13 protein-coding genes and 1 riboswitch are annotated in these 13,456 nt (G+C 64.5%); of the genes, 4 read left to right on the top strand and 9 right to left on the bottom strand.

Annotated features, from left to right (window positions below):
• Nucleotides 1-28 precede the first annotated feature (28 nt).
• Genes CH274_RS28160 through CH274_RS28195 form a run of 8 tightly spaced genes read right to left on the bottom strand, consistent with a single transcriptional unit; the run spans nt 29 to nt 9,390 of the window.
• Nucleotides 29-1,153, bottom strand: a complete 1,125-nt coding sequence (locus CH274_RS28160; protein ID WP_094659519.1) for an LLM class flavin-dependent oxidoreductase — start codon at nt 1,151-1,153, stop codon at nt 29-31.
• On the bottom strand, nt 1,150-1,890 hold the full coding sequence (locus tag CH274_RS28165) for a DUF1684 domain-containing protein (RefSeq protein WP_094659520.1): 741 nt from the start codon (nt 1,888-1,890) through the stop codon (nt 1,150-1,152). Before CH274_RS28165 ends, CH274_RS28160 begins: the two co-directional genes overlap by 4 nt.
• Nucleotides 1,887-3,242 (bottom strand): NtaA/DmoA family FMN-dependent monooxygenase, encoded by a 1,356-nt coding sequence (locus tag CH274_RS28170; RefSeq protein WP_094646795.1) that lies wholly within the window; start codon nt 3,240-3,242, stop codon nt 1,887-1,889. Before CH274_RS28170 ends, CH274_RS28165 begins: the two co-directional genes overlap by 4 nt.
• On the bottom strand, nt 3,239-4,315 hold the full coding sequence (locus CH274_RS28175; protein WP_094659521.1) for an LLM class flavin-dependent oxidoreductase: 1,077 nt from the start codon (nt 4,313-4,315) through the stop codon (nt 3,239-3,241). Before CH274_RS28175 ends, CH274_RS28170 begins: the two co-directional genes overlap by 4 nt.
• Nucleotides 4,308-5,906: a dipeptide ABC transporter ATP-binding protein gene (locus CH274_RS28180; protein WP_094659522.1), complete on the bottom strand. Its 1,599-nt coding sequence runs from the start codon at nt 5,904-5,906 to the stop codon at nt 4,308-4,310. The genes CH274_RS28175 and CH274_RS28180 overlap by 8 nt, the downstream gene beginning before the upstream one ends.
• Complete coding sequence (locus CH274_RS28185) at nt 5,903-6,796, bottom strand: ABC transporter permease (RefSeq protein ID WP_094659523.1); 894 nt, start codon at nt 6,794-6,796, stop codon at nt 5,903-5,905. Before CH274_RS28185 ends, CH274_RS28180 begins: the two co-directional genes overlap by 4 nt.
• Nucleotides 6,789-7,769 (bottom strand): ABC transporter permease, encoded by a 981-nt coding sequence (locus tag CH274_RS28190; RefSeq protein WP_094659524.1) that lies wholly within the window; start codon nt 7,767-7,769, stop codon nt 6,789-6,791. Before CH274_RS28190 ends, CH274_RS28185 begins: the two co-directional genes overlap by 8 nt.
• Nucleotides 7,770-7,773: 4 nt before the next feature.
• The gene (locus tag CH274_RS28195; RefSeq protein ID WP_094659525.1) at nt 7,774-9,390 is read right to left on the bottom strand and encodes an ABC transporter substrate-binding protein; all 1,617 of its coding nucleotides are present in this window, start codon (nt 9,388-9,390) and stop codon (nt 7,774-7,776) included.
• A 219-nt stretch (nt 9,391-9,609) separates the two neighbouring features.
• Nucleotides 9,610-9,703, bottom strand: a riboswitch (SAM riboswitch).
• A gap of 79 nt (nt 9,704-9,782) precedes the next feature.
• On the opposite strand from CH274_RS28195, the gene CH274_RS28200 reads away from it, so the two are divergent.
• Both CH274_RS28200 and CH274_RS29445 read left to right on the top strand, forming a co-directional pair.
• On the top strand, nt 9,783-10,430 hold the full coding sequence (locus CH274_RS28200; protein WP_094659526.1) for a phosphotransferase: 648 nt from the start codon (nt 9,783-9,785) through the stop codon (nt 10,428-10,430).
• Nucleotides 10,427-10,597, top strand: coding sequence for a hypothetical protein (locus tag CH274_RS29445; protein WP_179275883.1), 171 nt, complete (start codon nt 10,427-10,429; stop codon nt 10,595-10,597). Before CH274_RS28200 ends, CH274_RS29445 begins: the two co-directional genes overlap by 4 nt.
• 72 nt (nt 10,598-10,669) lie before the next feature.
• Here the strand turns inward: CH274_RS29445 and CH274_RS28205 are convergent, their stop codons facing one another.
• Entirely contained in the window at nt 10,670-11,101 is a 432-nt protein-coding gene (locus CH274_RS28205; protein WP_094659527.1) for a hypothetical protein, read from the bottom strand.
• 67 nt (nt 11,102-11,168) lie between these two features.
• Between CH274_RS28205 and CH274_RS28210 the strand changes: the two genes are divergently transcribed.
• Nucleotides 11,169-11,438 carry a hypothetical protein gene (locus CH274_RS28210; RefSeq protein ID WP_143546653.1) on the top strand — a complete coding sequence of 90 codons (270 nt, stop codon included), beginning with the start codon at nt 11,169-11,171 and terminating at the stop codon, nt 11,436-11,438.
• Between the two features lie 115 nt (nt 11,439-11,553).
• The gene (locus CH274_RS28215) at nt 11,554-13,344 is read left to right on the top strand and encodes an HNH endonuclease signature motif containing protein (RefSeq protein WP_094659529.1); all 1,791 of its coding nucleotides are present in this window, start codon (nt 11,554-11,556) and stop codon (nt 13,342-13,344) included.
• The last annotated feature ends 112 nt before the right edge of the window (nt 13,345-13,456 follow it).

The following is a 13,456-nucleotide window of genomic DNA, read 5'->3' on the forward strand; positions in this document are numbered from 1 at the left end:
ACTGTCATGTCGAATTGTCTGTTCCCAACTACACGCGCAGTCGCGGTAGTCCCCACTCCTTGCCGAGCAGTTCGTACGAGCGCAGCCGGTCGGCGTGGTCGTGAGTCATCGTGGTGACGACCAATTCATCTGCGCTCGTTGCCTTCTGCAGACCGTCGAGCTTGTCGCACACCGTCGCCGCAGAACCGGTGAACTGAGTGTCCACACGATCGGCTACCAGTGCGTACTGCTCTTCGGACATCGGCGCGACACTCGAGGGATCCGGATACTCGATCGCACCGTGACCGCTGCGAACGCTGTGCACCCACTGCGGAAACGAAGCCGCCAACTCGTATGCTCCGGAATCCGATTCTGCAACAACCACATCAGCGGATACTGCGACGTACGGATCGGACAATGTGTCGGATGGCACGAATGCACCCCGATACTCCTCCACCGCATCGAGCGTCGTTCCGGGACTGACGTGATAGTTGGCGGCGAACGGCAGGCCCCGCGAACCTGCCTCACGGGCGCTGGGCCCCGCACTGCTTCCGAACAACCACACCTGCACCTGGGCACCCGCACCGGGCCGAGCCGACAGAGGTATGCCGTTTCGCTGATACGTATCGGACAGAAGCGCCACGATGTCGTCGAGCTGGTCGCCGAAATCCGGTGAGATCGCCTCGGGTTGCTGCAACGCCCCGAGGGAGGCGGCCAATCGTGGCGATTTCAGCAGTGCAGCAGGCGAGTACGGAACGGGGAACAGTACCCCGTCGATCGTTCGTGCAGCGCGAGACTGCTCCGGCACCTCGGCACCGGCCAACACTTCCGCACGCCGTTGCCCGGACCGACCCACTCCCAAATCGATACGACCCGGATACAACGCATCCACCGTCCCGAAGGACTCCACAACGGCGGCAGCTGTTGTGAACCCGAGCTGGACCGCAGCCGATCCGACACGAATCCTGTTGGTGGCAGCGGCAATCAGACCGATCAACACTGCGGGTGAAGAACTGGCTGCCGCCACGAAGTGGTGCTCGGCCACCCAGTAACGCTCGTAACCCCACTCCTCGGTCTGTCGTGCCAGATCCAGAGTATTTCGCAGTGCCTGCGCGACTGTCGACCCCTCGCTGATCGGGGACAGATCGAGAACCGACAACGGAACGCGCGTCATCTCGGGTTCTTCTCCCCTGCCTCGACGGCGATGGTCAGCCTGTTCTCGGTAGGCGCAACCGGGCACGTCGCGTAGTCGGTGAACGCACACGGAAGGTTCGATGCCCGGTTGAAATCGAGAACGACGGTGCCGTCCACCGGTGCGGGCACTGCCAGGATCCGTGCAGCCGGATAGGTGGTCACCCCGCTCGTGGCGTCGGTGAACAGGACCTTCAGACCATTGCCGTTGCCACCGAAAGCAATCAGCTGCGCAGCGGCACCGGCCAACTCGAAGTCGAGAGTGCCCACGGCCGAGTGGTGATGTTCGAGTCCTTCCACCACGGCTCCGGTCGTGACGGTCACCGGAGAGTCGTACGGGGTGAACGTCCCGGTGGCAACGAACTCCTCGTCGGGCTCGTAGGCCGGGATGCCGTCGTACGCCTGCAGGGTCTGCGCTTTCGGATCGTGCACCCGCAGCGCGACCGAACCGGTCCGACGGATCACCTCGATACGCCGATCTCCGTCCTGCACCAGGATGCCCGGTGCGCCCTCCACCGGATTCAGCGCGGTCACGCCATCGAACCCCTCGACGGTCACCGAATCGGCGTCGGCCCTCCACCGGCCGGGAAGATCCGCGACGGTCTCGAATTCATCGGTCAGCCAATACAACCCGGTCAACGACACCCAACCGAGGGGATCACCGTAGGACGCCTCTCGCTCGGCATGCCACTGCTTCCAGTCCTGCTCGAAATCGCTCATGATGCTCGCACTCCTTCTCGCTGTTCGTACGGATGGCGCAGACCGAGGTGCTCGCGCAAGGTGGTGCCGGTGTATTCGGTGCGGAAGCTGCCGCGGTCCTGCAATTCCGGAATCACTCTGTCGACGAATTCGTCGAGGCCGGCAGGGGTGATGTGCGGGACGAGAATGAAGCCGTCGCTCGCGTTGTTCTGCACGTAACTGTCGATCTCCTCGGCCACGTGCGCAGGGGTTCCGACGAACTGCTGCCGTGTCGTCATCGCGATGATCAGTTCACGAATACTCAGGTTGTCTGCTTCGGCTCGCTCGCGATACTGCTGGGCGATGGTTCTGGGGTCGCCGTGTCTCGCACGGCCACGGGTGATCGACACATCGCCGCTGGGTTCGATGTCGGGCAGTGGCCCGTCGGGATCGTATGCGGACAGGTCCTGTCCCCACACCTGTTCGAGGAACGCGATGGCCGTCCTGCCGCTGACCTGCTGATGCCGGATGTGATCCGCCTTCTCGGCGGCGTCCTGCGCAGAATCTCCGAGCACGAACGTCGCCGCGGGCAGCACCTTCAGGTCGTCGTGATCGCGGCCGTACTTGGCGAGCCGACCCTTGACGTCGGAGTAGAACTTCTGCCCGTCCTCGAGAGTACCGTGGATGGTGAAGATCGCGTCGGCCTTGGCGGCACCGAATTCTCGACCTTCGTCGGAATCGCCCGCCTGCAACAGAACCGGATGTCCCTGCGGACTGCGCGGCAGCGTGAAGCGGCCCTCCACATCGAACTGGGGTCCGGAATGCCGGACCGTTCCGATCTCCGATTCGCGGCCGAAGACTCCACGCTCGCGATCGACGACGAACGCGTCGGACTGCCATGAGTCCCAGAACTTTCGCGCGACGTCGATGATCTCGTTGGCACGCACGTAGCGGTCGGCACGATCGAGGTAGCCGCCCCGCCGAAAATTCTCGCCCGTGAACGCGTCCGAGGACGTCACCATGTTCCATGCCGCTCTACCGTCGGACAGGTGATCCAGCGACGAGAACTGTTTGGCGAGCTCGAACGGCTCGTTGAAGGTCGTGTTGATCGTCCCGGCCAGTCCGAGCCTGCTCGTCACCGACGCAAGCGCGTTGAGGACGGTGAGCGTATCGGGTCGCCCTACTACATCGAGGTCGTGAATCTTGTTGCGGTGCTCACGCAGTCGCAGCCCTTCGGCGAGGAAGAAGAAGTCGAACAGGCCGCGTTCGGCCGATTCGGCGAGGTGTACGAACGAATCGAACTCGATCTGGCTCTTCGACTCCGGATCGGCCCAGACGGTGGTGTTGTTGACGCCCGGGAAATGGGCACCCAGATGAATCTGCTTCTTCGTCACAGGCTCTGCCCTTCGAGTGCATAGCGATTGGCCGGACGTCTCAGGCCGAGACGCTCGCGCAAGGTCGATCCGCTGCGGGTGTCCGTGGCCGGTAGTGCTGCCACTCCGGACGGCAGCGCGAGCGGTACCAGCGTGACTCCGTCCAGGCCGGCCGCCTCGACGGATCCGAGGAGCAGGTGCAAGCCCGCCAGGTCGCCGATATGCGACACGGACTCGGCGACTCTGACGTGCCCCGCCCAGTTGTCGAGCTGAGCGAGTTCTTCAGCGGCAGAATCGGATACCAGGGTCTCCACATCCAACAGAACGAACACGTCGGCCGGGTCACGGCCTTCCGCAACGACGGCCCGTCGAATACGGGCGGCAACAGTGGCCGCATCCTCGACTGTGTCGGCGGCGATGCGGACGATGTCGGCGCGCGCCGCGGCCACCGACACGGACTCCGTGGAGTCCACGCGGATCACGACGAGCGGCTGCCCCTGCGGAGACCTCGGAGTGATGGACGGGCCCTTGACCGAGAAGTTCTCACCCTCGAAGTCGATGTAGTGCAGCTTGTCTCGGTCGATGAACCGCCCCGACTCGACGTCGCGAATCTCGGCGTCGTCCTCCCAGCTGTCCCAGAGCCTGGTGACGACCTCGACTGCCTCATCCGCCTCACGCCACAGACTACTGTTGTCCTGCTCCGCTTTTCGGCCGAACAGCGCTGCCTGCTCGGCTCCCGGACTGACCTCGACCTGCCACCCGGCCCGGCCGTGGGATGCGAAATCCAGGCTCGCGATCTGCTTCGAGACGTGAAACGGCTCGGTGTGCGTGACGGTGATCGTGGGCACCAGCCCGATCTTCTCGGTGAGGGCGGCTGCCCGTGCCGCGACGGCTGCGGCCTCGAGCGTCCGACTGGCGAACGAATCGCCCAGGAAGGCGAGATCGACACCTGCTCGATCTGCAGCCTGGAGCTGGTCGATCCAGAATCCTGCTGTGAACACTTCTTCGGCGCGGGAGTCGGGGCGACGCCAGGCCTGCGAATGTGCGCCGGTGCCTTTCAGCTCGATCGCGGTCAGGAACAGCGTGTCAGACACTGGTGCTCGCTTTCTCGTGCGCGCTTCCGGGGATGGCCCCGAGTAGCTCGCGGGTGTAGTCCTGCTGTGGATTGTCGAACAGTGCTGCGGTGTCGCCGTATTCCACGATGACTCCGGATTGCATCACGGCCACGGTGTCGCTGATCTGACGCACCACGGCCAGATCGTGGGAGATGAAGAGGTAGCTCAGACCCAGCTCGGACTGCAGGTCGCCCAGCAGCGTCAGAATCTGCGCCTGCACCGATACGTCGAGGGCCGAGACCGGCTCGTCGAGCACCACCAGCTCCGGCGCGAGGGCCAACGCGCGGGCGATGGCGACGCGCTGACGCTGCCCACCGGAGAGCTCGGCCGGCCGCCGGGCCAGGTAATCGCTGGTGAGTGCCACCTGATCGAGCAGCGTCCTGGCACGCTCGGAACGCTCACGCGAGGTACCGACCTTGAACGCGTCCAACGGTTCTCGCACGATCTCCCCGACGCGCAACTTCGGGTTCAGTGAGGCGTACGGGTTCTGATAGACGATCTGTACACGCCGCCGCAGTTCACGCTTGGCCTTGCCACGCAGACCCGTGATGTCCCTGCCGTCGAACGTGACCGACCCCGACGACGCGGTCTCGAGACCGATCGCGATGCGCGCCAACGTGGATTTGCCGGAACCGGATTCGCCGACGAGCGAAACGGTGCGCCCACGTTCGACGGTCAATGTGGCTCCCTTGACCGCATCGAGGTGGACGCCGCGGCCGATGGTGAAGCGCTTCGAGACGTCGCCGACCGTCAGGATCGGCTCGCCGACCGTGGGGCGCGCGGGTCGTACGGCGGTGTTCAACGAGGGCGCTGCAGCCAACAGCTGACGTGTGTACGCGTGGGTCGGGTTCGCCAGTACCTCTGCAGTGGGGCCGGACTCGACGATCCGTCCTGCGCTCATGACGATGAGGCGGTCGGCTCTGTCCGCAGCCACGCCCAAGTCGTGGGTGATCAGCAGGACCGCGGCACCGGTCTCGGCGATCCTGGTGTCGAGATGGTCCAGGATGCGACGCTGCACGGTGACGTCGAGGGCGCTGGTCGGCTCGTCGGCGATCACCAGTTCCGGGCGGCACGCGAGAGCGATCCCGATCAGTACGCGCTGACGCTGCCCACCGGACAGGTCCTGGGGATACTGCCGCGCCCGCACCTCGGGGTTGTCCAGCCCGGCTTCGGTGAGGATCCGAATCGCCTCGATCTTCGCGGAGCGGCGATCGGCCAGACCGTGCACCCGCAGCACCTCGGCAACCTGGTCGCCGACGCGAACAACCGGGTTCAGCGAGGTGGTCGGATCCTGCGGGACGAGCCCGATGTGGCGGCCGCGCAACCGGTTCAGCGTCTTGTCCGACGCCGTATCGAGCCTTTGCCCGTCGAACGTCACCGATCCGCCCACGATGCGTCCAGAACCCGAGAGCAGGCCGATGAGGGCGTGCGCAGTCGTCGACTTTCCTGAGCCCGATTCACCGACCACGGCCACCACTTCACCGCGGTCGACGGTGAACCCGATGCCGGAGACGGCGGTCGTCTCACCGTAGTTCACGTGCAGATTCTCCACTTCGAGAATGGGGCTCATTGTGATCGCCTCTCGAGTGCGTGCCCTAGGCGGTGCGCGGACACGACGACGGCCACGATCACCAATCCTGGCAGTGTGGTCATCCACCATGCGGTGGCCAGGAAGTTGCGGCCCTCGGAAATCAGCGATCCCCACTCCGGGGTGGGCGGAGCAGCACCGAAACCGAGGAAGCTGAGCGCCGATACCGCGAGAACCGCCATACCGAATTCGACTGCAGCGAGAGCGATCACAGGGCCGTACGAGTTTCTGAGGATGTGCCTGCGGAAGACATCGAACCACCGCACACCCGAGGCGTACGCCGCTTCGACGTACAGGGATCTGCGCACCCGCAGTACCTCCGAGCGCATCACTCGGGCGAAGTTGGCGATCAGCGTGACGCCGACGGCGATGGCGACGTTCACGGTGCCGAAGCCCAGTGCGGTCACCAGCGCCAACGAGAGCAACAACGTCGGAATCGACAGCAGGACATCGACGATTCGCATCAGCACCGCGTCCACGATTCCGCCGACGGCGCCCGAGACCAGACCGATGATCGAGCCGACCACCAGTGCGATACCGACCGCCAACAGCGTTGCCGTCAGCGACAGTCCGGAACCGTGGACCACTCGGGTGAAGACGTCACGGCCGATGTTGTCGGTGCCGAACCAGTGCGACGCGCTGGGTGCCTGGAGCTTGTCGGCCGGCGTGCCGACCAGCGGGTCGCCGCTGGCGAACACGGACGGGAACAGCGCGAACCCGAGAGCCGACAACAGCACGATCACGGAGGCACCGAGCCAGATGTGTTTCACCACGTCTCGCAGACCTCGTCGCCGCGTGGGTACCGGTGCTGCTTCGGCTGCCTCGGGACTCGTCGAATGGACGGCAGGTTCACGAATCAGGATGTCAGACATGAGCTTTCTCCGGTTCTGCACTGGCCTGCGCGGGCCGGTATTCGCGCACGATGCGCGGATCGATCAGCGGATAGAGCAGGTCGACTGCGAGATTGACCAGGACGAAGACCAGCGACGTGAGAACGACGATGCCCTGCACCACCGGAATGTCCTGCGCCAGCACCGACGTCTGGGTCAGCCGTCCCACTCCTGCACGCGAGAAGACCGTCTCGACCACTACCGATCCGGCCAGCAGGGTGCCGACCAGGACCCCGGCAATCGTGAAGGCGGGGATCGAGGACAGTCGCAGAACGTGTCGAGTTTGCACCCGCAGGCGTGAGACCCCCTTGGCGCGAGCCACATCGACGAACGGCTGCTTCCACGTGGTGGCCATGCTGGTGGCCAGGACCTGGGCGATGACAGCGCCGGTCGGTAGAGCGAGCGTCACGGCAGGTAGCACCAACGACGCTGCGCCTGCGTCACCGAACGCCGGGAACCAGCGAAGTCGGAACGAGAACAGTTGCAGCAGCAGTAGTCCCACCCAGAACGTCGGCACCGCCACCCCGAGCGGTGGGAGGGCGAGCAGCAAATTCCTCAGCCAGCCGATACGGGTGTACGTGGCGGCGTAGGCCACCGCGGATCCGAACACGACGGCCAACACCAGCGCTGTCCCCGCCAGACCGAGTGTGCTCGGTACCGCGTCGAGGATGGCCGTCGTCACCGGTTGGCCGGTGGCGATCGACAATCCGAAATCACCCTGCACGGCCCCGACCAGTGAATGCCAATACTGCACCAGCACCGGCTGATCCAGGCCGTGGCGAGCCTGCAGCTCGGCGATGGCCGCAGCGTCCGCCGGCGTGCCCGATCCGGCCGAGTCGACGGCAAGACTGACCGGGTCCGAGGGAAGGAGGAAGAGAACGATGAACGAGATGGTGAAGGCGGCCCACAGCACCGCAAGTGCCTGCAGTACTCGCTGCCCGATGTAGCGGATCACGGCGCTACTGCCCGCTCAGCCAGGTGTCGAAGAACTGCAGGCGGGCCGAGGCCTCGAACTTCAGATCCTGCACCGCCGAAGCCGCGCCGACGGCCTGCGAGAGCTCGATCGTGGGGATCCACAATCCGTTGTCGAGGATCTGTTCCTGCGCGGTTGCGAGAATCTCGTTGCGCGCTGCAACGTCCGTGGCCGAGAGCTGCTCCGTCAACGATGCATCCAGATCCGGAATCGGGCCGCGCGCATTGAGGTTGCGGCCGTCGACTGCGAACGAAGTGCGCAGAATGTCGCCGTCGGCGCGGGTGCTGTTGTAGTACGTGGAGTCGTAGTCCTTGGTGCCTTGCCGCGCCGTCGCCTCCGACGTGGACACCAGCTCGAGCTGTAGGTCGACGCCGACCGCGCGCAACTGCTGCTGGGTCAGCTCCAGGATCGCCTGGTTGCCGGCGAACACGGCCGAGTACATGACCTTGAAACTCAGCTTCTGTCCGTCTTTTTCGCGTATTCCGTCAGCACCGGGAACCCAGCCCGCGGCGTCGAGGAGCGACTTCGACTTCTCGGGATCGTAGGTGACATCTGCGAGTTCGACGTAGCCCGGGGTAGCGCTGGCCAATGTGCTGGTGGCCGTTCGGAAGTCCGGTCCGAGGACCGTGTCGACGAGTTCCTGACGATTGATCGCCGGCACCAGAGCCGTCCGGACGGCGGGGTCCTGCAGCGCACCGCGAGTGACGTTGGGCTGAATGCCGAACGGAACGCCGGGGTTGGATGTCGTGAGGATCCGGCCACCGACCGCCTCGATCTGCGGCGCGTCCTGCGGCAGCGCGTCACTGACCGCGTCGAGCTGGTCGGAGGACAAACTGCCGGTGCGTACACCCGACTCTGGCACGATGGTGAATTCGATGCGGTCCAGGTACGCCTCGCCCTCGTGGCCGAATACCGCAGAGCCCCAGTTGTATCCGGTTCGCTTGGCCAAGGTGACGGAGCGGTCCTGCTGGTAGTCCGCGTAGGTGAACGGTCCAGATCCGATGTTGGTACCCAAGCACCGCGACTCGGCCGACTGCGCCGACGTCGCAGTGGACTGGATTCCCAGCTGAGGTGTCGAACTCGCCTGGAGGAACTGAGCATTGGGTGCCGAGAACTCGATGCGGACCGTGAGCGGATCGACGACCGCGGCACCCTGATATCCGGTCAGGTAGCTGGCGGCCAGTGGTGCCTTGGCGGCACCGAGGGTTCCGGTGATGGCATCGAAATTGTCCTTGACGGCGGTGGCGTCGAGCGGGGTGCCGTCGCTGAACGTCACTCCGTCTTTCAGCTGGAAGGTGAACGACCTCGCGTCGGAACTCACTTCCCAGCTCTCGGCCAACCACGGTTCGATCTCGCCGGTCTCCGGATCTTGATCGGTGAGTGAGTCGACCACCTGTCGGGTGACATAGATCGTCTGATTGGTGCCGGACTGCGCGGGGTCGGAGCAGGTCGGGGCCCCGGACAGGCCGTAGCGCAGCGTGCCGCCCGGCTGGGCGGGGCCGGCATCGGCATTCGAGGTGGTGGCGCTACCAGCGCACCCGGCGAGCAGTGTGGCGGTGGCGGCGATTACTCCGGCCACCAAAAGAACAGGGCGAGTGGACACGTGGGTGTCTCCGGTATCTGGTCGATCGCACACGAACTCCCGCGTCCGAGCCACGTGTGCCCAGGAAGGAGGTCGTGCAGATGGTGAGGTGTGGTGTCGAAAAGTACGGTGCCGAAATGTCAGCTACGACAGGTCGAACCGTTCAGACGGCACAGATCCACATGGAGACGGCGGCAACCGTCGACGAAACCTGAGGCGACTCGGGTGTTCACGTAAATTCCTCCATCGGTCCCGGCGGTAGCACCCTCACCCGACGAGCGGGGGGTTGCTGCGACGTCATAGAGCCAGGTCTCTCGGTCGCTCTGGATGGTCCTACGTTTCAGATACTACGAGAGGGTCGGCGCAGTTGCCAACCGGGGTAGGAATTGCGCACGACGTGGGACCGTAGGAGCATGAACGACGAGACAGAGATCCCGTTGCCCGGAGGGAACAGGACCGTCGTGCATCGGGTAGGCGAGACGGTACGTCGTGCGACGGGAGACCACTCAGCGGCCGTCCACTTTCTTCTGAACCAGCTGGAGCGCAGGGGTTTTCCCTACGCTCCGCGCTTCGCGGGAATCGATGATCGAGGCCGAGAAATACTCACATACCGGCATGGGACTGCCGGCAACTACCCGATGCCGGCCACCTTTCGGACGGTCGAAGCTCTGGAAAGCGCTACCCGGATAGTACGTCGATTGCACGACGTCACCGTCGGGCTTCGACTGCCCGACGGCCATGCCCGGCACCTGCGCGACGGCGTCGATCCCGAGGTGATCTGCCACTGGGATGCAGCTCCGTACAACTTTGTCTTCGAGGGCCGCGAAGCGGTCGGATTGATCGATTTCGACGAGGCCGGGCCGGGCCGGGGCGACGCATCGACGATCTGGCATATTTCGCCTATCGTTTCGCGCCTCTCTGCAGTGAAGAGAACTTCTCCGACGGAGGGTGGACGCCGGGCACCGATCGATACGACAGGTTGCGCCGAATCTTCACGATTTATCCCGATCCTCGGGGTGCCGAACTTCCTGACATCGTCATCGCCAGACTCGCGGCCATGAAGACTGCAGCCGAGGACGGACCCGCGCACGAGCACGTCGCGCTGTATACACGGGACCAGGTGTTCATCGATCGGAACCGAGACAGCATTGTCGACGCCATTCGATCAGCAGCGACGGTCGCCCCAGGGTCCGACAGAACCGAAACCGGAAGTACCTCGTCCGAGTGAGCTGCTGAATTGCGAGCGACCTTCCAATGAATGCGTCGGCGTCCGGCAAACCACGGGTTGTGCGACCGTCAGTCAGACGGCAACGGTCAATTCAGCGTCTTCGCTGCCGATAGGTTCCGAATCGATGCGTTGCTCTGACCTGTTCGATTCGTGATCGCACACGCGTCGCACCCAGTAGCCGATTGTTTCGTCGGCCGCGGCGAACCGATCCAATACATCCACACACAGCCAAGTTGCGACCGAGAAATCCTGCTCCGCAGCATCCAGCCCGATCAGCGTCAACTCGTCGGCCACAGCAAGTAGCGCGTGGTCGACTTCGGAACCTGTCCGTCCGAGCCACGCCAACGCACGCCGCAGCAGCATCCAGTCGGATGCGAACACACGCTCGGTCGCCGATTGTCTGCACAGTTCCGCCGTCGCAGTGAGAGTATCGACGACCGCTATGGACACTGCGCCGTCCAATTCGGCGAGCAGCCCTCTATCGGAGTCGATCAAGTCGGCCATATACCGCCAACTGGTGGGGAGGTCGAAGTCCTCGGACCACAATTCCGTCGTGCCGAATTGGAGTCGGGTGACCAATTCTCTCGGCGAACTGCACGAAGCGAAAAAGCGAAACGCGTCGTTCATCTCGATCATCCCCATTGGGTCACACGCAGCTGACGGACACCGGCTCGACACACGAGTGGCGGAGTTACTGACACGCAGCACGATCGTCACCGAAACCAGCGCCGCTGCTGTGGTCGTTACGTCGGCCTTGACCGTTATTGAACGCCGTGACCAGCGCTGGCGCGACTCGGCGTTACGCAGAATCGACAACGTCACACTATCGATCCATCTGTAATGCGCCACATACCGATTCCAGGTTGGCGATTCTGCTCGGTCCGACCGTCTCGCAGCGCGCTCTGACGGAGAACGTGTGTTCGAAAGTTGTCGGTGGGTCGCGATAGATTCTGTGCATGCTTTCGGGGGACGGCGGATCAGGGGTGGACGGCATCGAGACGGTGCCGCCCGCCCCTGAGGTGTCCGATCCCGACTTGTCTGTGTTGGTCGACCGAGTGGAATCCGCGATCGCGGAGTTGGCCGGGCAGGCGTCGGTGTCGTGGACGAACGCGGACCGGCGCGCGGTGATCCAACGGATGGAAACGGCGACCAGGTCGCTGACCGCGTATTCGTACACCTGGCTCAACGAACTCATCTCTCAGCACGGGCTCGATGTGTATCCGGGATCGGTGCCGTCGTCGGTGGCGTGGATGCTGCGGATCACCCCACGAGCAGCAGGAGCACGGGTCCGTCTGGCTGCCGAGTTGGGTGACCGCACCGCCTTCTCCGGGGAAGTCCTGCCGCCGCTGCTGCCGCACACTGCTGCTGCGTTGCGGGCGGGGTTGCTCGATGCCAAGCATGTGCAGATGATCCGCGAGTTCTTCCGCCATCTGCCCCGGGATGTCGATCCGCAGACGCGCGAGCTCGCCGACGAGCAACTGGCGGGCTACGCCTCGACCAGGCGACCCGACGATTTCGCACCGTTGGTGGCGCACCTGGATTCGATCCTCAATCCCGACGGCGACCACGACGAGGACGAGGACGAGGACGGGAAGCCACCGAGACCACCGAAACGCAGGGATGCGTTCTTCTACCTCGGTGAACAGGGTGCCGACGGAATGTCCGAAGGAAAATTCTGCGTCGACCCCGAACTACGCGCCTACCTCGAAGCCCTGTTCTCCAAAGCCGCGAAACCGGGCGTCAACAACCCCGCAGACCCGACGTCCGTCGTCCATGACGAGAGCGAAGGGGACGACAGTGCCACTGCGCCGCAGCCCGAGTCGACGTCCAGCGATGCAGGGTTGTGGGGCAACACCGACTGTGACGGTGACGGCGGATGCGGCGAGAGTTCCGAATGTGGTTGCGGCACAGTGCCAGATGACACGCGCGACCCAGATGACACGCCTGACCCAGATGACACCGCCGACGACGACACTGTTCAACCACACAACGCTGCTGCTGGATCCGATCCCGACGGTGACGCCGACGATGCAGGTCCGAACACGGCAGCGCAGGACAAGACTGCAGCACGCGACGCTGCCGCCGCGCGGGATATCCGCACCCAACGCGAACGCCAACACGACGCCCTCAAACTCGCGCTCCGACACACCCTGGCCTCCGGGACACTCGGCACCCATCGCGGCCTGCCCGTCACCGCCATCGTCACCATGACCCTCAAAGACCTCGAAGCCGCCTGCGGCTACGCCATGACCGCCACCGGATCACGGGTGTCGATCCGCGACGCGATCCGCATGGCCTCGCACGCCCACCACTACCTGACCATCTTCGACGACCACGGCCGAGCCCTCTACCTCGGCCGATCCAAACGCATCGCCTCCGCCGACCAACGCATCGTGCTCATCGCCCGCGACCGCGGCTGCAGCTTCCCCTCCTGCACCCGCCCCGCAACCTGGTGCCAAGCCCACCACGTCACCGACTGGAACACCGGCGGCAACACGGACATCGACGGATTGACCTTCGGCTGCGACATGCACCACGCACTCGTCGGCACCGGCCCCGGCAAGTGGGCCACCACGAAAACTGGAGCAGGACACCGGTACCCGGGCCGCACCCTGTGGCACCCACCCGCCGGAATGGACCCCACACGCCGAGGCCTGATCAACCACGCCCACCACCCAGAAGAAGTCCTCTACCCACCCGACAACCACAACGACACCGGCGATGAGGAACCACGACAACCCGCCTGACGACCCACACCGCCGTCAGGGGAACAGCCCTGCCGCGAGGACACCGCTCTGCTTCTGCACAACCTGCTACCGACACAGCAGTCCACACACGGGGTGATTCGCGGTTGCGTCC

The sequence above is a fragment of the Rhodococcus sp. 06-418-5 genome, assembly GCF_002258285.1.
In the GTDB taxonomy this organism is placed as follows: Bacteria; Actinomycetota; Actinomycetes; order Mycobacteriales; family Mycobacteriaceae; genus Rhodococcoides.

Excerpts from the sequence above, each read along its gene's own strand:
- CH274_RS28205 (WP_094659527.1), bottom strand. The coding sequence starts at position 11,101 with ATGGCCGACTTGATCGACTCCGATAGAGGGCTGCTCGCCGAATTGGAC.
- CH274_RS28180 (WP_094659522.1), bottom strand. The coding sequence starts at position 5,906 with ATGAGCCCCATTCTCGAAGTGGAGAATCTGCACGTGAACTACGGTGAG.
- CH274_RS29445 (WP_179275883.1), top strand. The coding sequence starts at position 10,427 with ATGAAGACTGCAGCCGAGGACGGACCCGCGCACGAGCACGTCGCGCTG.
- CH274_RS28215 (WP_094659529.1), top strand. The coding sequence starts at position 11,554 with ATGCTTTCGGGGGACGGCGGATCAGGGGTGGACGGCATCGAGACGGTG.
- CH274_RS28165 (WP_094659520.1), bottom strand. The coding sequence starts at position 1,890 with ATGAGCGATTTCGAGCAGGACTGGAAGCAGTGGCATGCCGAGCGAGAG.
- CH274_RS28160 (WP_094659519.1), bottom strand. The coding sequence starts at position 1,153 with ATGACGCGCGTTCCGTTGTCGGTTCTCGATCTGTCCCCGATCAGCGAG.
- CH274_RS28185 (WP_094659523.1), bottom strand. The coding sequence starts at position 6,796 with ATGTCTGACATCCTGATTCGTGAACCTGCCGTCCATTCGACGAGTCCC.
- CH274_RS28200 (WP_094659526.1), top strand. The coding sequence starts at position 9,783 with ATGAACGACGAGACAGAGATCCCGTTGCCCGGAGGGAACAGGACCGTC.